This is a genomic window from Bradyrhizobium nitroreducens (assembly GCF_002776695.1).
GTDB lineage: Bacteria > Pseudomonadota > Alphaproteobacteria > Rhizobiales > Xanthobacteraceae > Bradyrhizobium > Bradyrhizobium nitroreducens.
Genome location: NZ_LFJC01000003.1, coordinates 8,028,426 through 8,047,836 on the forward strand (window position 1 = coordinate 8,028,426; position 19,411 = coordinate 8,047,836).

Annotated in this window: 19 protein-coding genes; 14 read left to right on the forward strand and 5 right to left on the reverse strand. The window is 64.2% G+C overall.

What is annotated here, in order from left to right:
* Nucleotides 1–87: 87 nt before the first annotated feature.
* The gene (locus TSA1_RS37905; protein ID WP_100180773.1) at nt 88–1,308 is read left to right on the forward strand and encodes an NAD(P)/FAD-dependent oxidoreductase; all 1,221 of its coding nucleotides are present in this window, start codon (nt 88–90) and stop codon (nt 1,306–1,308) included.
* Here TSA1_RS37905 and rbsK read toward each other — a convergent pair whose 3' ends face one another.
* Both rbsK and TSA1_RS37915 read right to left on the reverse strand, forming a co-directional pair.
* Complete coding sequence (rbsK, locus tag TSA1_RS37910) at nt 1,309–2,226, reverse strand: ribokinase (protein ID WP_100180774.1); 918 nt, start codon at nt 2,224–2,226, stop codon at nt 1,309–1,311. It lies immediately after the preceding gene.
* A gap of 18 nt (nt 2,227–2,244) precedes the next feature.
* Nucleotides 2,245–3,138, reverse strand: a complete 894-nt coding sequence (locus TSA1_RS37915) for a sugar kinase (protein WP_100180775.1) — start codon at nt 3,136–3,138, stop codon at nt 2,245–2,247.
* A 210-nt stretch (nt 3,139–3,348) separates the two neighbouring features.
* On the opposite strand from TSA1_RS37915, the gene TSA1_RS37920 reads away from it, so the two are divergent.
* The 9 genes from TSA1_RS37920 (at nt 3,349) to TSA1_RS37965 (ending at nt 12,631) form a co-directional block, all read left to right on the forward strand.
* Nucleotides 3,349–4,197, forward strand: coding sequence for a VOC family protein (locus tag TSA1_RS37920; RefSeq protein ID WP_100180776.1), 849 nt, complete (start codon nt 3,349–3,351; stop codon nt 4,195–4,197).
* A gap of 248 nt (nt 4,198–4,445) precedes the next feature.
* Nucleotides 4,446–5,105, forward strand: coding sequence for a TetR/AcrR family transcriptional regulator (locus tag TSA1_RS37925; RefSeq protein WP_100180777.1), 660 nt, complete (start codon nt 4,446–4,448; stop codon nt 5,103–5,105).
* Between the two features lie 208 nt (nt 5,106–5,313).
* Complete coding sequence (locus TSA1_RS37935; protein ID WP_100180778.1) at nt 5,314–6,123, forward strand: ABC transporter permease; 810 nt, start codon at nt 5,314–5,316, stop codon at nt 6,121–6,123.
* Nucleotides 6,124–6,185: 62 nt separating this feature from the next.
* Entirely contained in the window at nt 6,186–7,178 is a 993-nt protein-coding gene (locus TSA1_RS37940) for an ABC transporter substrate-binding protein (RefSeq protein WP_174719258.1), read from the forward strand.
* Between the two features lie 14 nt (nt 7,179–7,192).
* Complete coding sequence (locus TSA1_RS37945) at nt 7,193–8,023, forward strand: ABC transporter ATP-binding protein (protein WP_174719378.1); 831 nt, start codon at nt 7,193–7,195, stop codon at nt 8,021–8,023.
* Nucleotides 8,024–8,027: 4 nt separating this feature from the next.
* Entirely contained in the window at nt 8,028–9,425 is a 1,398-nt protein-coding gene (locus TSA1_RS37950; protein ID WP_100180781.1) for an enolase-like domain-containing protein, read from the forward strand.
* On the forward strand, nt 9,422–10,573 hold the full coding sequence (locus TSA1_RS37955; protein ID WP_100180782.1) for a Gfo/Idh/MocA family protein: 1,152 nt from the start codon (nt 9,422–9,424) through the stop codon (nt 10,571–10,573). Before TSA1_RS37950 ends, TSA1_RS37955 begins: the two co-directional genes overlap by 4 nt.
* A gap of 4 nt (nt 10,574–10,577) precedes the next feature.
* Nucleotides 10,578–11,768 carry a dihydrodipicolinate synthase family protein gene (locus tag TSA1_RS37960; RefSeq protein ID WP_100180783.1) on the forward strand — a complete coding sequence of 397 codons (1,191 nt, stop codon included), beginning with the start codon at nt 10,578–10,580 and terminating at the stop codon, nt 11,766–11,768.
* Complete coding sequence (locus TSA1_RS37965; RefSeq protein ID WP_100180784.1) at nt 11,768–12,631, forward strand: sugar phosphate isomerase/epimerase family protein; 864 nt, start codon at nt 11,768–11,770, stop codon at nt 12,629–12,631. Before TSA1_RS37960 ends, TSA1_RS37965 begins: the two co-directional genes overlap by 1 nt.
* Before the next feature lie 47 nt (nt 12,632–12,678).
* Here the strand turns inward: TSA1_RS37965 and TSA1_RS37970 are convergent, their stop codons facing one another.
* The 3 genes from TSA1_RS37970 to TSA1_RS37980 all read right to left on the reverse strand — a co-directional run bounded on the left by TSA1_RS37970 (nt 12,679) and on the right by TSA1_RS37980 (nt 16,115).
* Nucleotides 12,679–12,966, reverse strand: coding sequence for a hypothetical protein (locus tag TSA1_RS37970; protein WP_100180785.1), 288 nt, complete (start codon nt 12,964–12,966; stop codon nt 12,679–12,681).
* A 17-nt stretch (nt 12,967–12,983) separates the two neighbouring features.
* On the reverse strand, nt 12,984–14,573 hold the full coding sequence (locus TSA1_RS37975) for an MAC/perforin domain-containing protein (RefSeq protein WP_100180786.1): 1,590 nt from the start codon (nt 14,571–14,573) through the stop codon (nt 12,984–12,986).
* A 321-nt stretch (nt 14,574–14,894) separates the two neighbouring features.
* Entirely contained in the window at nt 14,895–16,115 is a 1,221-nt protein-coding gene (locus TSA1_RS37980; RefSeq protein ID WP_100180787.1) for a cytochrome P450, read from the reverse strand.
* A gap of 120 nt (nt 16,116–16,235) precedes the next feature.
* Between TSA1_RS37980 and TSA1_RS37985 the strand changes: the two genes are divergently transcribed.
* The 4 genes from TSA1_RS37985 (at nt 16,236) to TSA1_RS38000 (ending at nt 19,408) form a co-directional block, all read left to right on the forward strand.
* Nucleotides 16,236–16,778, forward strand: coding sequence for a thiamine pyrophosphate-binding protein (locus TSA1_RS37985; protein WP_100180788.1), 543 nt, complete (start codon nt 16,236–16,238; stop codon nt 16,776–16,778).
* Entirely contained in the window at nt 16,775–17,365 is a 591-nt protein-coding gene (locus TSA1_RS37990; RefSeq protein ID WP_100180789.1) for a thiamine pyrophosphate-dependent enzyme, read from the forward strand. Before TSA1_RS37985 ends, TSA1_RS37990 begins: the two co-directional genes overlap by 4 nt.
* A 146-nt stretch (nt 17,366–17,511) precedes the next feature.
* The gene (locus TSA1_RS37995) at nt 17,512–18,213 is read left to right on the forward strand and encodes a TetR/AcrR family transcriptional regulator (RefSeq protein WP_100180790.1); all 702 of its coding nucleotides are present in this window, start codon (nt 17,512–17,514) and stop codon (nt 18,211–18,213) included.
* 1 nt (nt 18,214) lies between these two features.
* On the forward strand, nt 18,215–19,408 hold the full coding sequence (locus TSA1_RS38000) for an efflux RND transporter periplasmic adaptor subunit (RefSeq protein ID WP_174719259.1): 1,194 nt from the start codon (nt 18,215–18,217) through the stop codon (nt 19,406–19,408).
* Nucleotides 19,409–19,411: the final 3 nt, after the last annotated feature.

The window sequence follows — 19,411 nt, forward strand, 5'->3', positions numbered from 1 at the left end:
CCGGCTCCTCGTAAGGTCAGCAACCAAAATCAGCGAGAGAGGAGACGACATGGGTCACGCTCGTGTCTTCCGGAAATGGGCTGTCCAATGAGCGACGGTCCGGTGATCATCGTCGGGGCCGGTCATGGCGGTTACCAGGTCGCGGCATCGCTACGCCAGGCGGGCTTTGCAGGCCGCGTCTGCCTCATCAACGACGAGGCGCATCTGCCCTATCAGCGGCCGCCGCTGTCCAAGGCTTACATCAAGGGCTCCGCCGGGCCCGAGAGCCTGATGTTCCGGCCCGAAAAATTCTACCAGGACCAGAAGATCGAGCTGATCGCGGGGCGCGCGGTGTCGATCGACCGCGCCGCGCGCAACGTGCTCCTCGCCTCGGGCGAGACGCTTGCCTATGGCCATCTCGTGCTGGCGACGGGCGCGCGCAACCGGCTGCTCGATCTGCCCAACGCCAATCTGGCGGACGTGAAATATTTACGCATCCTCGACGAAAGCGAGGCGCTACGCCAGATCATGCCGTCGAAGACGCGGGCGGTGATCATCGGCGCCGGTTTCATCGGCCTCGAATTCGCCGCCACCGCGCGGATCAAGGGTCTCGAGGTCGACGTGCTCGAGCTCGCCCCGCGCGTGATGGCGCGTGCTGTGACGGCCGAGGTCTCCGAATATTTCCAGGCGCGCCATCGTGAGGCCGGCATCCGCATCCATCTCGGCGTGCAGGCAACCTCCATCGAGGCCGAAGGCGGCAAGGTCACCGGCGTCTCCCTGAGCGACGGACGACATCTGCCGGCCGATCTCGTCGTGGTCGGCGTCGGTGTGCTGCCGAACATCGAGCTTGCGGCGGAGGCCGGACTGCCGGTCGCTGCCGGCATCATCGTCGACGAATATCTTGCAACCGCCGATCCCAATATTTCCGCGATCGGCGATTGCGCGCTGTTTGCCAGCCCCCGCTTCGGCGGATCGCTGCGGCTGGAATCGGTGCAGAACGCCACCGATCACGCCCGCTGCCTCGCGGCACGGCTGACAGGCGACAAGAAGCCTTATGACGGCCATCCGTGGTTCTGGAGCGATCAGGGCGACGACAAGCTCCAGATCGCAGGCCTCACCACCGGCTACGACCGCGTCGTGCTGCGCGGCGATCCCGCCAGGAAGGCGTTTTCGGCGTTCTGCTACAAGGGCGACAGACTGCTCGGCATCGAGTCCATCAACCGCGCCGGCGACCACATGTTCGGCCGCCGCCTGCAGGCCATGGACCGCTCGATCACGCCGGAGCAGGCCGCGGACGAAAGTTTCGACCTGAAGAGCGCGCTGGCATGATCAACCGGCGCCGAGAACGGTAGCAACCTCCGCGGCCGTCGGCATCGACGGTCCGGCGCCCATGCGCTGCACGCTGATCGAGGCGGCAGCATTGGCGAAGGCGAGGGCGGCGCGCAATGGCACGCCGTCAGCCAGCTGCGCGGCGAGCGCGCCGACGAAGCAGTCGCCGGCGCCGGTGGTATCGACCGCTTTCACCGGCCGCCCGGGCACGACGAGCTCCTCGCCGCCGGCGAGCGCGAGCACGCCGCGCTTGCCGAGCGTGACGCAAATGGTCTGGTCCGCGCGCGCCTGGAGTTCTCGCGCGACCGCGATGATCGTCGCGGCCTCGTCGGCGTCCGTGAGCTCCGCGCCTCCGAGGAAGCCGAGCTCGGTCTCGTTCAGCACGAGGATATCGACCAGCGCCAGGAGCTCGCCGGGCATCGCTTGCGCCGGCGCCGGGTTGAGCACGGTCACGGCACCCGCCTCGCGCGCGCGCCGGAAGAACGCGGCGATGGTCGGCAGCGGAATCTCGAACTGGCTGACCGCGACGTCTCCTTTCAGCATCGGCACGATGCCGACGTCATCGGCGCCGACCAGGCCGTTTGCGCCGGGGATGACGACGATGGTGTTGTCGGATTTGGCCACCGTGATGATGGCCGTGCCGGTGTGCGCCTCGGCCGTGTCCTGGACGTAGCCGAGATCGATGCCTTGATCGCCGAGAAACTGCCTCAGCTCGGCGCCGAACGCATCCTTCCCCAACCGTCCGATCAACGTCGTCCCTGCGCCGAGCCGCGACGCCGCCACCGCCTGGTTGGCGCCCTTGCCGCCGGGGAAATACAACACCTGCCGGCCCGCAACGGTCTCGCCGATGCGCGGGTGGCGATCGGCGGTCGCCACGACATCCATGTTGATGCTGCCGGCGACGAAGACGCGCCCCATGGAGAACCTCGCGCGAATCTAGACCCTGACCTCGAATTCGTGCCTGACCTTGGCGATGTCCACAAGGGTCGGCAGGCCGGCCTCGTTGCCGAGGCGCTGGATCTTGAAGGTCGAGGCGGCGCGGGCGAAATCGAAATGCTCGCGCCAGCTTTTACCGGGATGGGCAAGATAGGAATAGACATAGGCGCCGTGGAAGACGTCGCCGGCGCCGTTGGTGTCGATCACGCGCTCGCGCGGGATCGGCATCGCCGGCATCACCTGCACCGTCCCGGTTTCGTCGTACCAGAGCAGGCCCTTCTCGCCCATGGTGACGCCGCCGATCTTGCAGCCGCGGCTCTTGAGATAGTCGAGCATCTTCTCCGGCGTCAGGTCCATCTGCTCGCACAGGCGCTCGGCGACGATGGCGACGTCGATGAATTCCAACAGCTCATGCGTGTTGGTGCGCAGGCCGCCGCCGTCGAGCGAGGTCAGGATGCCGGCCTCGCGGCAGACTTTGGCGTAGTGGAGCGCGGCGTCCGGCTGATGGCCGTCGACATGCAGCGCGCGGCAGCCGCCGAGATTGAGCATCGGGAAGGGGTGGATGTGTTCGTCGTCACGGCAGCGGACGATGGCGCGCTTGCCGTCCTTGGGCATGATGAAGGAGAGCGAGGACTGGTTCACCTTCCGCCCGTGCAGCGAGATCGCGTATTTCGCGCACATGTCCTGGAACATGCGCCCCAACCAGTCATTGGCCGCGGTGGCGATCAGATCCGGCACGATGCCGAGCTTGGCGCAGCAGAACGCCGCCGTCACCGCGTTGCCGCCGAAGGAGACCGCGTAGTCCGAGGCCACGTGCTTCTCGTCGCCGGTCGGCATGTGGTCGGTGATGAAGACGACGTCGATATAGGTCTGTCCGATGAAGAGAGCCTGCATTGCCTGTCCGTCATGCGCTTTGTGGTCCCGGCCGACGCGCGTACTTTAGCACCGGTTCCGCCGAGGGATCGCTGAAATTATTCGCAAAACTGCCGCCCGAAGCGCTTGAGGTCAGCATGCGGCCGGAATACGACCATCACCGGGCAATGCCAAGCCCGGACAAACGCCGTGTTTCGGCTCACAGGTTCCAGGCCAATCAAAGGGGGAGAGATGATCACGGGCCTCGATCACGTCGTCGTCCTGGTCAGGGACATCGATGCGGCCAGGGCGGCCTATCAGACGCTGCTTGCCCGCGCGCCGGCCTGGCAGAATTCCGGCGAGGGCGCCGATCGCGTGCTGTTCACTCTCGAGAACATGACGATCGAGCTGATGGCGCCGAGCGGCTTCACCGCGACGGCGGACCGGATGCGCGCGCTGCTCGACGACCAGGAGGGCATGCTCGCCAGCCTGTGCTTCCGTGTCGCGGACATCAGCCGGATGCACCGGCGGCTGGAGCGGGTGGCCTTGGAGCCGGATCCGGTCACCGAGGTGGAGAGCAGCGACGTCGAATCGGGGGCAGTCCTGCATTGGAAGCGTACCCGCGCCGCCACGGAACTCACGCGCGGCGTGCGCATGTTCTTCCTCGAGCTCGCCGACGAGCGACCGCTCTCGGTTGCGACCGACATCGCGCCGATCGACGGGCTCGACCATGTCGTGGTCACCACCGAGGATTCCGAACGGGCCGCCGCGCTCTACGGCGCGCGGCTCGGCCTCGACCTGGCGCTCGACCGCTCGCACCAGGATTGGGGCCAGCTGATGTTCTTCCGCTGCGGCGATCTCATCGTCGAGGTGGTGCGCCGGCCCGTCGCCGGCGGTGATCCCCAGCATGACCGGCTCTGGGGCCTGAGCTGGCGCGTCGCCGACATCGACGCCACCCGCGCCCGCCTGATCGCCGCCGGCCTCGACGTCACCGAGGTCCGCAACGGCCGCAAGCCGGGCACGCGGATCATGACGGTGCGGAGTGGGACCTGCGGGATTCAGACGGTGCTGCTGGAGCGGTCGCCGAAGCCGGCGGAGTGATTCTGTCATTCCGGGGCGTCGCGAAGCGACCAGCCCGGACTCCATTCAGCCGCCCGGCCCTGCGGCCCGATGGATTTCGGGCTCGCGCCCAAGAGGGCGCGCCCCGGAATGACGGAGCCAACCAGCATCCTTGCGTTCTCAAGCGCACGCCCGCGTGTTACACGCGTATCGACAGCACCCAGCGAGCACCCGGTTTGGCGAAGGCGAAGGCAAAGCGAACTCTGAAATGGCAGCGCGATCCCGAGGGGATGCGGCTGCGCATTCTCGAAGCCGCCAAGCAGGAGTTCTCCGCCCACGGCCTCGCCGGCGCGCGGGTCGACCGCATCGCGGCCAAGGCCGGCGCCAACAAGCGCATGCTGTACTATCACGTCGGCAACAAGGACGAGCTCTATCTTGCCGTGCTCGAAGGCGCCTATGACAAGATCCGCAGCGAGGAGCGGGGGCTCGATCTCGAACATCTCGATCCGCCCGAGGCGATCAGGCGGCTGATCGAGTTCACCTGGAATTACTTCCTGCGCAATCCCGAATTCCTGTCGCTGCTCCAGACCGAGAACCTCGCGCGCGCAAAACACCTGAAGAAATCGACCAAGGTCAAGTCGATGCATTCGCCCTTCGTCGAGATGATCCGCACCGTGGTGCGGCGCGGCGTCGATAGTGGCGACTTCCAGGTCGCGGTCGATCCGGTGCAGCTCTACATTTCGATCGCAGGGCTCTGCTTCTTCTATCTCTCGAACTCGGCAACGCTCAGCGTGATCTTCGGCCGCGATCTCCTGGACAAAAAGGCCAAGGACGAGCGGCTGGCGCATATGGTCGGTCTCGTGCTGGCTGCGCTGACCGGACAATCCGTGGCGCTGTTCGAGGTCGCGAAGGCACCGAAGTCCCGCGCCGCGGTGGCGCAGACGGCTTAGTCCTACATTCTCTCTGCTGTCATTCCGGGGCGGTCCGTAGGACCGAACCCGGAATCTCGAGATCCCGGGTTCGATGCTTCGCATCGCCCCGGAATGACTCCGTTGGTGTACCGGAACCCGCCGCAAAACGTCACAGGGAAAGCTCTGGACAGTATTTATCCAACGGGTTAATTTCTCTCCACAACGAAGAAAATGCCGGGAGTGAAAATTGGCCGAGCCGAAGCCGCAACATGCGGTCTCCAGGATGTTGAATGCGGCCTGGGTTCGGCCGTTCTTGTTCCTGGTCTTCATCGTCATCGCCTGGGATCTTTCGATCCGGCTGTTCAGGATTCCCGCCTATCAGATCCCGGCGCCGCTCGACGTCGTCGCGGTGCTGCGCACGGAATGGCCGGAGCTGCTGCGCCAGTCCTGGCCGACCACTTATGCGACGGTCTGCGGCTTCCTGCTGTCGGCGCTGTTCGGCATTCCCGTCGCGATGCTGATCGCGGGCTCGAAGACGGTGGAGAGCTACGTCTATCCGCTGCTGGTGTTCTCCCAGTCCGTGCCGAAGATCGCCATCGCGCCGCTGTTCGTGGTCTGGTTCGGCTTCGGCATCATTCCCAAAGTCATCTCGGCGTTCCTGCTCGGCTTCTTCCCGGTGGTCGTCTCCGCCGTTCAAGGCTTCAAATCGGTCGACCCCGACATGGTCGATCTCGCCCGCGCCATGCAGGGCAACCGCTTCCAGGTGTTTTGCGCGGTGAATCTGCCGCATGCGTTGCCCGCGATCTTTTCAGGTCTCAAAGTATCGGTGACGCTCGCCGTGGTCGGCGCCGTCGTCGGCGAGTTCGTCGGCTCCAATTCCGGCATCGGTTATGTGATGCAGCGCTCGATCGGCACCTTCGACCTGCCGACGATGTTCGCAGCGCTCGTGATCCTGGCGTTGCTCGGCGTGGTCCTGTTCTGGATCGTCGACCGGATCGAGAAGCTGGTCATTCCCTGGCACGTCAGCCAGCGCGAGGACGTGATTTTCGCCGCGTGACAACAATCAAGGCAACGATTGGCCACCAATGGCCGACGCAACAAAGGCAAGGGAGAGTGACGATGAAGCGGTTGATTGGGGCTGCATCCGTGGCGCTGATGGCGTTTGCGGCCATGCCGGCGCAGGCGGCCGACAAGGTTGTGCTGATGCTCAACTGGTACGTCTATGGCGAGCACGCGCCGTTCTATTACGGCAAGGCCAAGGGCATCTATGCCGCCGAGGGCATCGAGCTCGAGATCCAGGAAGGCCGCGGCTCGGCTGCGACCACGCAGGCCGTCGCCGCCAAGACCGCCGATTTCGGCTATGTCGACGTCCCCACCATGATGCGCGCTGCCATCAAGGGCGCGCCCGTGGTTGCGACCGGTGTCTTGCTTCAGACCAGCCCGATGTCCGCCATGGGCTTCGCCGACAAGAACATCAGGAAGCCCGAGGACATCAAGGGCAAGACGGTCGCGATCACGCCGGCCGACTCCATGACCCAGATCTGGCCGCTGTTCCTGAAGAAGACCGGCCTGAAGGAAAGCGACTTCAAGACCGTCGCTGGCGACGGCCAGACCAAGCTCAACGCCGTCATCAACGGCCAGGCTGATCTCTTGCTCGGCTACGTCATGGATCAGTCGATGAAGATCAAGGACGCCACCGGCAAGGACGTCTATCCGATCAAATTTGCCGACTACGGCATCAACATGGTCTCCTCGGGCATCATCGCCAACGCCGACTATGTGAAGGCCAATGCCGATCTCGTCCGCCGTTTCATGTCGGCAACGACCAAGGCGGTGGAAGCCGCCGAGAAGGAGCCGAAGGCCGCGGCGCAATCGATTCTCGATGCCAACCCCAAGGGCGGCAAGATCGACACGCTGACGCAGGGCTTTGAGCTGACGATTCCGCTCTACCGGACCGCGGAGACCAAGGGCAAGCGCCCGTTCCAGGTCACCGACCAGAACATGACCGAGACCGTCAATCTGCTGGTCGAATATGGCGGTCTCGATGCCAAGGCCAAGGAGAACCCGAAGGCGTTCTACACCAACGATTATCTGCCGAAGAGTGGCTCGTGAAACCTGCGACAGCCATGAATGAAACCGCGCAGCCGGCCGCGCATCTGAGATTGGTGAGCGACCGGGCTGCCGGCGATGCGTCGGGCATCAGGTTGTCGGGCGTGTCCAAGACCTACCGGACGCGCGACGGCGACGTGCCGTCGCTGCGGCCGCTCGACTTCCACATCAATGACGGCGAATTCTTCGTTGTGGTCGGCCCCAGCGGCTGCGGCAAGTCCACGCTGCTCAAGCTGATCTCGGGTCTGCTGCCGCCGACATCGGGCGAGATCCTGGTCGAGGGCGAGAAGGTGACGACGCCACATGGCAATGTCGGCATCGTGTTCCAGAACGCACTGCTCTTGCCCTGGCGCAACATCCTCAAGAACGTGATGCTGCCGATCGACATGAAGCGGCTGCCGCGAGAGCAATATCTCACCCGCGCCAAAGAACTGCTGAAGCTGGTCGGCCTCGAAGGATTCGAGAAGAAGCTGCCATGGCAGCTCTCCGGCGGCATGCAGCAGCGCGCCTCGATCTGCCGCGCGCTGGTGCACGATCCCAAGATCATGCTGATGGACGAGCCGTTCGGCGCGCTCGACGCGCTGACGCGCGAGCGCATGAATGTCGAATTGATGCGGATCCAGCGTGAGACCAGGAAGACGGTGCTGCTGATCACGCATTCGATTCCCGAGGCCGTGTTCCTTGCCGACCGCGTCCTGGTCATGACCGAGCGGCCCGGTGCCGTCGCCGCGATCTACGACGTGCCGCTGCCGCGCCCGCGCTCGCTCGATGTGATGGCCGATCCTGTCTTCACCGAGCTCGTGCAACGCATCCGCAAGCATTTCTTCTCGCAAGGTTCGCTGGACTGAAACCATGGCACCGCGCCTGAAGCTGCGAGACATCGCCTTCTTCGAACGACCCGTGCAGTTCGCGCGGCCGTTCCGCTTTGGTGCGATCACGATCAACGCGACGCCGCAGCTGTTCGTGCGGGTCGAGATCGAGGTCGAAGGGAAGGGGGCCGCCGTGGGGGCCAGCGCCGAGCTGCTGGTGCCGAAATGGTTCGACAAGCGCCCGGAGCTGTCGCCGGAGCAGACGGTCGATGGTTTGCGCCGGTCGCTGGAGATCGCGCGCGGTCTTTACCTGGCGCGGGCCGGATTCCAGACCGCGTTCGATCTGCATGCGTCATGCATCGGCGCGCAGGTCGCGACCTGTGCGAAGAAGAACATTCCGGCGCTTGCCGCGGCCTATGGTCCAGCCGAGATCGACAAGGCGATCCTCGATGCGCTTCTGCGTGGCGTCGAGACCAATTTCTTCGACGGGATGGCCGGCAACATCGCCGGCATCGATGCGCGGCTTTCGCCGGACCTGGAGGACGCGGATCTCGCGACGTTTCTCGCCGGCCGCAAGCCGCTGCCGCGTGTTGCGATCAGGCATACCGTGGGCCTCGACGACATCGTTGAAGGTGAGTGCGGTGTGGCCGATGCACGTGAGAACGCCGGTGCAAATTACTTCAAGCTGAAACTGTCGGGCGATCCCACGGCCGACGCAGTGCGGCTGGTGCGCATCGGCAAGGAGCTCGATACACTCCGGCACGACACCAAGGTGACGCTCGACGCCAACGAACAATACGCCGATCTCGCGGAGCTGCGGGCCTTGATCGACCGGCTCAATCGTGACCCCGACCTTCGACCGATCGCCTCGCGCCTGCTCTATGTCGAGCAGCCGATGCCGCGCGACATCACCCGGCAATCGCCGCTCGGCTCGCTCGCCGTGCGTAGCTTCATCATCGACGAGGCCGACGATTCCTACGATGCATTCCCCGCGGCGCGGGCGCTCGGCTATCGCGGCATTTCCTCGAAGTCCTGCAAGGGACTCTACAAATCCATCGTCAACGCGACGCGGGCGGCGAAGTGGAGCGCGGGCGGCGAGAGCGTCTTCGTGACCGGCGAGGACCTGACCTGCCAGGTCGGCCTCGCCGTGCAGCAGGACCTCGCGCTCGGCGCTTTCATCGGCGTCACCCATGCCGAGCGCAACGGCCATCACTACGTCGACGGCTTCGGCGACGCGCTGGCCACGGAGGCTGCGGCCTTCGCCGCCGCGCATCCCGATCTCTATGCCGATGCCGGGCAGGGCATCCGCCTCGCGATTCACAACGGCGATCTCCTGACGGAATCGCTCAACACAACGGGCTTTGCGACGTCGGTCCATCCGGACTGGTCGGCGCTTCGTCCGCTCGAACAGCCGAAATCACTTCAGGAGAATCCGGCATGACCACCCAACGCCTCGGTCTCATCATGAACGGCGTCACCGGCCGCATGGGGCTCAACCAGCATCTGGTCCGCTCGATCGTCGCGATCCGCGACCAGGGCGGTGTCCAACTCAAGAACGGCGACCGCATCATGCCCGATCCGATCCTGGTCGGCCGCAGCGCGGAGAAGGTCGAGGCGCTCGCCAAGCGCTTCAACATCACGCGCTGGACAACCGATCTCGATGCCGCGCTCGCCGACAAGAACGACACCATGTTCTTCGACGCCGCGACCACGCAGGCGCGCCCGGGTCTGCTGACCCAGGCGATCAATGCCGGCAAGCACGTCTATTGCGAGAAGCCGATCGCGACGAATTTCGAGGAGGCGCTCGAAGTCGTCAAGCTTGCCAATTCGAAGGGTGTCAAGCACGGCACGGTGCAGGACAAGCTGTTCCTGCCGGGGTTGAAGAAGATCGCCTTCCTGCGCGACAGCGGCTTCTTCGGCCGCATCCTCTCGGTGCGCGGCGAGTTCGGCTATTGGGTGTTCGAAGGCGGCTGGCAGGAGGCGCAGCGTCCCTCCTGGAACTACCGCGACGAGGACGGCGGCGGCATCATCCTCGACATGGTCTGCCACTGGCGCTACGTGCTCGACAACCTCTTCGGCAACGTCCAGAGCGTGAGCTGCATCGGCAACACCGACATCCCGGAGCGGTACGACGAGCATGGCAAGAAGTACAAGGCAACCGCGGATGATTCCGCCTACGCCACCTTCCAGCTCGAAGGCGGCATCATCGCGCACATCAACATGTCATGGGTGACGCGCGTCTATCGCGACGATCTCGTCACCTTCCAGGTCGACGGCACGCTCGGCTCGGCGGTCGCGGGCCTTTCCGACTGCATGATCCAGGCGCGGCAGGCGACCCCGCGTCCGGTGTGGAATCCCGACGAGAAGCGGCTGCACGATTTCTACGGCGACTGGCAGAAGCTGCCCGACAACGTCGCTTACGACAACGGCTTCAAGGAACAGTGGGAGATGTTCATCCGCCACGTCTACGAGGATGCGCCCTACAAATTCACCCTGCTCGAAGGCGCCAAGGGCGTGCAGCTCGCCGAATGCGCGTTGAAGAGCTGGAAGGAGCGCCGCTGGATCGACGTCGCCCCGATCAAGGTCTGAAATCATGAACAAGCCCGTGTTGCCCATGTCATCCCTATCGCTCAAGCTGCCGAGGGCCGATCGCTCCATCGAGACCTACCGGCTCGCGGCCTCGCGTACTTTCCCCGCAAAGCTCGAGGGGCCGCTGAACCGCATCGCCTTCTCGGCCGTGCACACGGTCGCCGATCCCTTTGCGGACAACGACCCATGGCTGTCGGTCGCCGTCGATTGGGACAAGACCATCGCATTCCGCGAACACGTCTGGGACCTCGGCCTCGGCGTTGCCGAAGCCATGGACACCGCCCAGCGCGGCATGGGCTTGGACTGGCCGACGTCACTGGAGCTGATCACCCGCTCGGTCGGCGCCGCCAAGCGCCGCAACGCGCTGGTGTTCTCCGGTGCGGGCACCGATCATCTCGCGGTCGAGGACGCCAGAAGCCTCGACGACGTGATCCGCGCCTATGAGGAGCAGATCTCGGCGGTCGAGAAGGTGGGCGGCCGGATCATCCTGATGGCTTCGCGCGCACTGGCAAAGCTCGGCCGCAATGCCGACGATTACGCCACGGTCTATGATCGCGTGCTGTCGCAGGTCCGCGAGCCCGTCATCATCCACTGGCTCGGCGACATGTTCGATCCCGCGCTTTCAGGCTATTGGGGCACGCAAGATCTCGACAAGGCCATGGATACGGCCGTCGCCATCATCAACGGCAACGCCGCCAAGGTCGATGGCGTCAAGGTCTCGCTGCTCGACAAGCAGCGCGAGATCGACATGCGCCGGCGGCTCGACAAGCGCATCAAGATGTACACCGGCGATGACTTCAACTACGCAGAGTTGATTGCGGGCGACAGCGAGGGCTTTTCGCACGCGCTGCTCGGTATCTTCGACGCGATCGCGCCGGCGGCCTCCTACGCGCTGTCGCGGCTGGCGGCCGGCGACGCAGCCGGCTTCCACGACGTGCTGGGCCCGACGGTGCCGCTGTCGCGCCACATCTTCAAGGCGCCGACGCGGTTCTACAAGACCGGCGTGGTGTTCATGGCCTATCTCAACGGCCACCAGGATCATTTCACCATGGTCGGCGGGCAGGAGAGTACGCGCTCCACGCTGCATCTGGCCGAGCTGTTCCGTCTGGCGGACAAGGCCGGCCTGCTCGCCAACCCTGAACTCGCGACGCAGCGGATGAAGACCGTGCTCGCCATCCACGGTATCGAATCCTGATGCGTGATTTCTCGTCCGACCACCGCTGGCTGTCGCTCAACACGGCGACCGTCCGCAAGCAGGGTGACCTCGTCGCCATCGTCGGGGCCTGCGCAAAGCACGGCATCCGCGCCATCGATCCCTGGCGCGACCAGGTCGCCGCCGTGGGTCTCGACCGTGCCGCGCGCGCGGTGCGTGATGCCGGCCTTGAATTGTCAGGCTATTGCCGCGGCGGTATGTTCACCTCGGACGCATCGCGCCGCGGTGAAGTGCGTGACGACAACCGCCGCTGCGTAGATGAAGCCAAGGCGCTCGGTGCGCCTTGCATCGTCCTGGTCGTCGGCGGCCTGCCGCAATATTCGCGGCCGGGTAGCGAGGCGTCGAAGGACATCGCGGCAGCGCGCGGACAGGTCGAGGAGGCGCTGGCCGACATGCTGGATTACGCCAGACAGGCAAAGCTGCCGCTGGCGATCGAGCCCTTGCATCCGGCCTATGCAGCCGACCGGGCCTGCGTGAACACGACAAAGCAGGCGCTCGACATCTGCGACCGGCTCGACCCCGGCCGCACCGGCATGCTCGGCGTCGCGCTCGATGTTTATCACATCTGGTGGGACCCGGAACTGATGGGGCAGATCGCCCGCGCGGGCCGGGATCGTCTCCTCGCGTTCCACGTCTGCGACTGGCTTGTCCCGACCAGGGACATCCTCAACGACCGCGGCATGATGGGGGACGGCGTCATCGACATCAGATCGGTGCGTGCCGCCGTCGAAGCGCAGGGCTTTGCCGGCTATTCCGAGATCGAAATCTTCTCCAACGATTGGTGGGGCAGGTCGATGGACGAGGTGCTCAGTACCTGCATTACCAGGCACAGGACGGTGGTGTAGCTCCCGACAGGGATGGAGATCGCTGCGCTGTCACTGCAACGCCGGCGCTACTGGAAGCCAATGACCATCACTTGCGTGGCCACATATGTCTTCCTGACAATTCCTGTCTTCTTCATGGCGCTTACATACGCCCTGGCGATGACCATTGGCCAGCGCGGGTCTTGGATAGTAAGTGAGAAGTACTTCGCTTCGGTATCGTGACGTTCTGGATTGTCCCGCACGTATGCATTGGTCTGCATCTGCTGGGCAATCTCGTCAAAGAGTGCGTTGTGATTTTGAGGCGGACACTGAGCGTTCACCTGGAGCAAGGCAGCGTTCGAGTATATGACCTGCATGCTGGTCCATCCCTGTATTAGCGCGCACCGGAAAGACTGAAGGGATCGGACGGCCCATTTGCGAAAGCCGTCCATTTCTCTCCTTCCGCCGCCACTATTTCAGTGGCTGGCACCGGCGGAGCGTCCGGGTCCAGGCCGAAACAATGGCCGCCATCTCGGAGGGCCCAGCGGTAAACGGTCGCGAGCGCGTTCGATTGCAGGCCCTGGGGCTGCAAGGGCAGGGCTTTGCTGAAATAGCTCAGGTCTTCGGTGTAACGTCCGTCCGCTATGACGGCCGCATCGCTCGCAGTGTCTGTCGTGAAGAAGTGGACCGACTTGTTGTAATAGCGATGCAGTGTCGTTGCCGTTTGGCAATTTGTCGTTTGCGGCAATACGTAGAATGGAGTGCCAATCAGCTTGTAGCTTGAAAATTTTATGTGGGTCGGTGTGCCCTCCGGGTTTTCCAATGTGGTATATAGATAGTCGGCACTGTTGCTTCCGACGTAGCTGTAGAATGGCAGGACGCTGTTAGGCAGCGAGAAGTAGACATACGCCGCTTTGAGCGCGGTCTTGACGGTCTCCGGAAAGACGCACAACTCCCACATTCCGACGAGCGTGATCGAAATTGTGGCTGGGTTTGCGCCGGTGCTGGCGATCCAAGCTTCATAGTTTGTCAGTTTCGCGTCTGTATTGGACTGTGCAGATGGCGCGTTCGACGCGAGGGATGCCAGCGTCTCGTTGCCGCCGATCGCCAGGAACTTGCTCTTTCGATCGCTCTCGTAATTGTTATTCGTATAGGAGCTCTTCATCCCGAGCGAGCCGGTCACGAGGTCGTACTCAGCGGAGATATCGAGAGACGCGTCGGTCTCGCTGATATTCGACGATCGTTCGATGGCAACGCTCAGACTGCTGCGGGCGCCGACGAACACCGATGCCACGACGTGGGTGCCGTACTTGGTGAAGAAGGTCTGATATCGATCGACACATGACTTCTCCGTCGGATCGAACGTGGCCGGAAGAGCCTTGGCCACCTGGGAAAAAACCGCGTCCCACGATGATCCGTTGGTCTGCGACTGCGCATACAGCAGCGCATTGTCGAGAGTGAGGCTCCACCTCTCCGAGAGTGTCTCCTTGATGCCATAGAAGTACGAGCTGCTCTCGCAGTTTTGTGACGAGAAGGCGGAATTTGCGGACGCCCAGAAGAGCCCGTCTCCGCCTTCGAGGCCGGCCTGAACGCTATAATAGTCGGCAATTTGCTGGTAGGTGTAGAACGTCTGCGCCGAACTGGTCGCGCTGAAGACCCCGGCGACATGTACATCGGCGGGGACCTGATATGCCGTTCCCGCCAACGGATCGCCGCTGCCAGGCGGGACGGGCCATATGCCGCCAACGTCATCCTGATACGGCACTGTGGTCGTCATGAAGTCGGTCCCCCCGGCCCCCATGAACGTCACCAGCGATCCGCGCAGCGACGATGGGGCAAACACCGAAGCGTTGACATCGAAGGGATTGAAGCCCGACCCCAGCAGCTCGAGTCCTGGGATGGCCGCATAGTTCGGCTGCCCCGTGCCAGGCTCCGTCGTGCCGGCGGCGGGAGAGGGCACGGATCGCGCGCTGGAATCGACCATATCGGGACCTCTTTCAAAATCAGAATCCAGGAGTTACCTGGATCGTGTATAAATAAGAAAACATCACCTGAAGTTGAATGTTGGCAAATGTCGCGAGCGCGACGCAAGCGTTCATTTGCCATTTAGTGCAACTTCACTTCAAACAATTGCGTGAAGAGGTCGGCGCGGTGCGGCGCCGGGCGCAGCCATGACAGGCGCGAATGCGGGCTGCGCGTTCATCCCCTCGGCGGCCGCCGACGGGCAACGACTGCACTCTGGCGCCGATGTCGCGGCGGCTGGATCACCCCAACGTCCACGCAATCGGCCGATGGTGGTGGCACCTCAGCGAAGCGCGCATGGCACGCTCAAAAAGCCCCGAAACCGCACCCGTCCGCCCCGCACAGGCTTCCCGCTCACCGCGTAGTTCGGGAAGCGCGCCAGAAAGCGCGAGATCGCAATGGCGCCCTCCAGCCGCGCCAGCGCCATGCCGGCGCATTGATGCGCGCCGGAGGCAAAGGCGAGATGCCGGTTCGGCGTGCGCGCGATGTCGAAACGTTCGGGGTCCGGAAATTGCGCGGGATCGCGATTGGCCGCGCCAATGCACAGCGTCACCGACGTGCCGGCCTCGAGCATGACGCCGCCGAGCTCGACCTTCTCGGTGGTCATGCGGTTGCCGAGCTGGTTCGAGCTTTCGAAACGCAGCATCTCCTCGACCGCGGTCTTGATCAGGTCGGGATTGTCGATCAGCCGTTGCTTCTGGTCCGGGTGACGGTCCAGTGCGACCAGGCCGTTGCCGATCAGGTTCGTCGTGGTCTCGTGGCCGGCGTTGAGCAGGAAGATGCAATTGTGCAGCAGCTCCTTCTCGGTCAGCCGCTCGCCGTTCTCCTCGCCCTGGATCAGCCGCGTCAGCACGTCGCGCTCGGGATTGCCGGGCTTCTCGCGCCGGCGCGCAACCAGCGTTTCGAGATAGGCCAGGAAATCCGTCACGGCCTTGTTGCCCCGCGCGGCCGCGTCGGGCGACACCACGGGTTCGAGCGCGCCGAGGATCGCCAGCGACCAGTCGCGCAGCGGCCCGCGTTCGTCATGGGGGACGTCGAGTAGATTGCCGATCACCTCGATGGGGATGGACGCGGCGAAATCCTCGATCAGCTCGCAACTCCCCTTGGCGGCGATGGCGTCGAGCAGGCCGTCGACCAGCTTGACGAGATCGCCCTCCATGCCTGCGATCGCCCGCGGCGACAGCGCGCCCATGATCAGCCGGCGGACGCGGGTGTGCGACGGCGGGTCGTTGAAGACGAGGCTGGTGGTGTGATGCTCGTAGAGCGGCGTGTCGCCGTATTTCGGCGCGAACTCGCGTTTCTTGTCCGAGCTGAATGACTTGGTATTCTTGTAGGTGGTGACGAGGTCGTCGTAGCGGGTCAGGAACACGGTGCCGCTGCGCAGGCGCTTGACCGGCTCGTTCTCCCGCAGTGCACGATAGGTCGGATAGGGGTCGTCGTAAAATTCCGGCGTCAGCTTCTCGAGGTCGAAGCTGGCTGCCAGCGCCTTCGCATCTGCGTTCATCCCGTTATACTCGCCGGTTAAAGCCGTTATGCCGTTTTTGTTGTTCTGATCGGCGCATGCATGCGTCTACAGTCTTGGCATCTAGAGTCTTGGCACCTTGCTAGCCGACTGGACAGGAAAATGCACGCCCACGCTGAGGCTGCCGACACGGCGCCGAATTGGCCCGACGATATTTTCGCAACCTTGCAACGCTTCGACGTCCGGCAGGTGGCTTACGTGCCTGACGCCGGCCATTCGAAGCTGATCCAGCGCGTGCTGGCATCCTCCACCATGCGCGGCATTTCACTGACGACGGAGGAGGAGGGCGTGGCGCTGCTCGCGGGCGCCTGGGCGGGCGGCCAGCGCGGCGTGCTGCTGATGCAGTCGAGCGGCGTCGGAAATTGCATCAACATGCTGTCGCTGATCCCGATCCTGCGCTTTCCCTTCCTCACCCTCGTGACCATGCGCGGCGAGTGGGGCGAGTTCAATCCGTGGCAGGTGCCGATGGGCTCGACCACGCAGGGCGTGTTCGAGCTCTCGGGCGTCCAGGTGCTGCGCGCCTCGAACGCGGCCGAGGTACCGGCCGTGCTCGAAGCTGCTGCATCGCAAGCCTACAACGCGCTGACCCCCACCGCCGTCCTGCTGTCGCAGCGCCTGATCGGCGCCAAGGTTTTCACCAAATGAGCAAGGCCAATCTCCTCGACCGCCGCCAGGTGGTGTCCACGCTGCTGGCGAACCGCAAGGATGTCGTTGCGATCGGTGGCCTCGGGGCCTCCACCAACGACATGTGCGCAGCCGGTGACCACGCTCGCAACTTCTATCTCTGGGGCGGCATGGGCGGTGCGGCGATGATCGGGCTGGGCTTGGCGCTGGCGCAGCCGAAATTGCCGGTACTGGTCATCACCGGCGACGGCGAAATGCTGATGGGCATGGGCAGCCTTGCCACCATCGGCCTTCAGAAGCCGGCCAATCTCTCGATCGTGGTGCTCGACAACGAAGCCTATGGCGAGACCGGTGGCCAGACCAGCCACACCTCCGCGGCCGCCGACCTCGTCGGCGTCGCCAGGGCCTGCGGCATCGCGGACAGCCGGGCTGTTACGACCATGGCCGAGGTCGACGCCTTCGCCAAAGCCGTCCATGACGTCTCGGCCGGGCCGCGCTTTGCCAATGTGAAGATCGACAGCGCCAGCCTGGAGCGGATTCTGCCCACCCGGGACGGGACCTACATCCTCAACCGCATCCGGGGGGACCTCGGCTTTCAGCCGATCTAGCGGCGGGTCAGTTCGTCCCGGCCGGGCCCTGGTCCTGCACGCGACCCGCGCAGGCGGCGCCAATTTCCACTGAATTTCCAACGCACTTAGGTTGCGATGCAACATAGTGCTTGACTTTTACGTAGGTGAGTGCTTACTCACTAGGCATGAGCTCATTGCGTATGACGAGCGACCTGAGGCGTCAATTGATCCTCGGTGCCGCGAAGCGCTGCTTTGCCCGACATGGCTATACCGGCACCACGACGAAGAGCGTGGCGGCTGCGGCTGCCATTTCCGAGGCGTTGCTGTTCAAGCATTTCCCATCCAAGGCGGCGCTCTACGCCGAGATCCTGAGCGACGAATGCGAGGCGGATCCGGCGCTGACCGAATTGCTCGAGCGCGAGCCCTCGACCGCCACGCTGGTCGAGGTGATCCGCAGCATGGTCCAGCATTTCCTCCACATCGCCGACGGTCCCGATCAGGAAGAGGCGCAGCGCCTGCGACTGATGGCCACCAGTCATTTGGACGATGGCGAATTCGCCCGTTTGCTGTATGCCAAGATCGAGACGCTGATCGGCGCGATCTTCGTCGCCTCGCTCGAACGTGCCGTTGCCAGTGGTGACGCGCGGCCATGCAACGGCGAACCGCTCAACCTGTTCTGGTTTGCGCATCACACGGTGATGACCGCAGCGCTGACCAGGCTGCCGGCCACGCCTTGCCTCGTCTACGGCAAGGCTGAGGACCTCGAGCGGCAGCTGTGTGAGTTTCTCCTGAGGGGTATCGGACTTAACGACGCCGCAATTGCTTCGCATCTGGGCCACAATCTGGCCGCGGATGCCGGCAGAACGGCGATTGCAGAGAGCGCATGACATGAACATCGTAACCGAACACAAGATTTCGGGCGAACCGATCGACAACAAGGCTCCCAAGCGTCCGGTCCGGCCGGTGCTCTGGTTCATCATCGTCGGCACGCTGCTGGCCGTGCTCGTCGGCGGCCTCGTCTGGTTCAATTACTTCCGCGGCCAGATGATCAAGCAGTTCTTCGCCAACAACAAGCCGCCGCCGACCGCGGTCAGCGCGGCCGAGGCGAAGTCCGAGGTGGTGCCGAACCTGCTCACCGCGGTCGGCGGCCTCGTCGCCGTGCATCAGGTTGACGTCAGCGCCGACGTCAACGGCCGCGTCACCGAGATCAAGTTCGAGCCGGGCACGCGTGTCGAGGCCGGCACGCCGCTGGTTCAGTTGTTCGACGCACCGGAGCAGGGCGACCTTGCCAATTACAAGGCCCAGGCCACCGTGGCGCAGCTGTCGCTCGATCGCGCCAAGCAGCTGGCCTCGCGCCAGTTCGGTCCGCAGGCGACCGTCGATTCCGCCCAGGCCGCCTATGACCAGGCGCAGGCCGGCATCGCCAAGACCGAAGCGCTGATCTCGCAGAAGCTGGTGCGTGCGCCGTTCGCCGGCGATCTCGGCGTCCGCAAGGTCGAAGTCGGCCAGTATCTGACGGCCGGCACGGCGATCGTGTCGCTGACCGACCTGTCGGAGCTGTGGGCGAACTTCACCGTGACCGAAAAGGATTCCGGCAACCTCAAGGTCGGCCAGACCGTCCGGCTGAAGGTCGACGCCTATCCGGGCCGCACCTTCGAGGGCAAGGTCACCACGATCGAGCCGCAGATCGCAACCGACACCCGCAACATCCGGGTGCAGGCGACGATCGCCAATCCGGAAAAAATCCTCAAGCCCGGCATGTTCGTGACCACCACGGTGGTTCTGCCGGACAAGCCGGCCGTGATCACCGTTCCGGAGACGGCGGTCGACTACACGCTGTACGGCGACTCCGTATTCGTGATCACCGAGAAGAAGGGTGACGACGGCAAGACCAGCCTCTCCGCTGTGCGCACCTTCGTGCAGACCGGCAGCCGTGTCGAAGGCCGTGTCGAGATCGTCAAGGGTCTCAAGGCGGGCGACAAGGTCGTTGCCGTCGGTCAGCTCAAGCTGCAATCGGGTGCGGCAGTGTCGATCTCGACCGACCCCGCTCCGCAGATCCCGGCGCAGCCGCCGCGTTACTGATCC

What these genes read in the sequence shown, in the direction of transcription:
- TSA1_RS37970 (WP_100180785.1), bottom strand. Translation starts at nt 12,966, where the DNA reads ATGCAGGTCATATACTCGAACGCTGCCTTGCTCCAGGTGAACGCTCAG.
- TSA1_RS37980 (WP_100180787.1), bottom strand. Translation starts at nt 16,115, where the DNA reads ATGAACGCAGATGCGAAGGCGCTGGCAGCCAGCTTCGACCTCGAGAAG.
- TSA1_RS37925 (WP_100180777.1), top strand. Translation starts at nt 4,446, where the DNA reads ATGCGGCTGCGCATTCTCGAAGCCGCCAAGCAGGAGTTCTCCGCCCAC.
- TSA1_RS38000 (WP_174719259.1), top strand. Translation starts at nt 18,215, where the DNA reads ATGAACATCGTAACCGAACACAAGATTTCGGGCGAACCGATCGACAAC.
- TSA1_RS37995 (WP_100180790.1), top strand. Translation starts at nt 17,512, where the DNA reads ATGAGCTCATTGCGTATGACGAGCGACCTGAGGCGTCAATTGATCCTC.
- TSA1_RS37990 (WP_100180789.1), top strand. Translation starts at nt 16,775, where the DNA reads ATGAGCAAGGCCAATCTCCTCGACCGCCGCCAGGTGGTGTCCACGCTG.
- TSA1_RS37975 (WP_100180786.1), bottom strand. Translation starts at nt 14,573, where the DNA reads ATGGTCGATTCCAGCGCGCGATCCGTGCCCTCTCCCGCCGCCGGCACG.
- TSA1_RS37965 (WP_100180784.1), top strand. Translation starts at nt 11,768, where the DNA reads ATGCGTGATTTCTCGTCCGACCACCGCTGGCTGTCGCTCAACACGGCG.
- TSA1_RS37960 (WP_100180783.1), top strand. Translation starts at nt 10,578, where the DNA reads ATGAACAAGCCCGTGTTGCCCATGTCATCCCTATCGCTCAAGCTGCCG.
- TSA1_RS37950 (WP_100180781.1), top strand. Translation starts at nt 8,028, where the DNA reads ATGGCACCGCGCCTGAAGCTGCGAGACATCGCCTTCTTCGAACGACCC.
- TSA1_RS37945 (WP_174719378.1), top strand. Translation starts at nt 7,193, where the DNA reads ATGAATGAAACCGCGCAGCCGGCCGCGCATCTGAGATTGGTGAGCGAC.
- rbsK (WP_100180774.1), bottom strand. Translation starts at nt 2,226, where the DNA reads ATGGGGCGCGTCTTCGTCGCCGGCAGCATCAACATGGATGTCGTGGCG.
- TSA1_RS37905 (WP_100180773.1), top strand. Translation starts at nt 88, where the DNA reads ATGAGCGACGGTCCGGTGATCATCGTCGGGGCCGGTCATGGCGGTTAC.
- TSA1_RS37940 (WP_174719258.1), top strand. Translation starts at nt 6,186, where the DNA reads ATGAAGCGGTTGATTGGGGCTGCATCCGTGGCGCTGATGGCGTTTGCG.
- TSA1_RS37955 (WP_100180782.1), top strand. Translation starts at nt 9,422, where the DNA reads ATGACCACCCAACGCCTCGGTCTCATCATGAACGGCGTCACCGGCCGC.
- TSA1_RS37915 (WP_100180775.1), bottom strand. Translation starts at nt 3,138, where the DNA reads ATGCAGGCTCTCTTCATCGGACAGACCTATATCGACGTCGTCTTCATC.
- TSA1_RS37920 (WP_100180776.1), top strand. Translation starts at nt 3,349, where the DNA reads ATGATCACGGGCCTCGATCACGTCGTCGTCCTGGTCAGGGACATCGAT.
- TSA1_RS37985 (WP_100180788.1), top strand. Translation starts at nt 16,236, where the DNA reads ATGCACGCCCACGCTGAGGCTGCCGACACGGCGCCGAATTGGCCCGAC.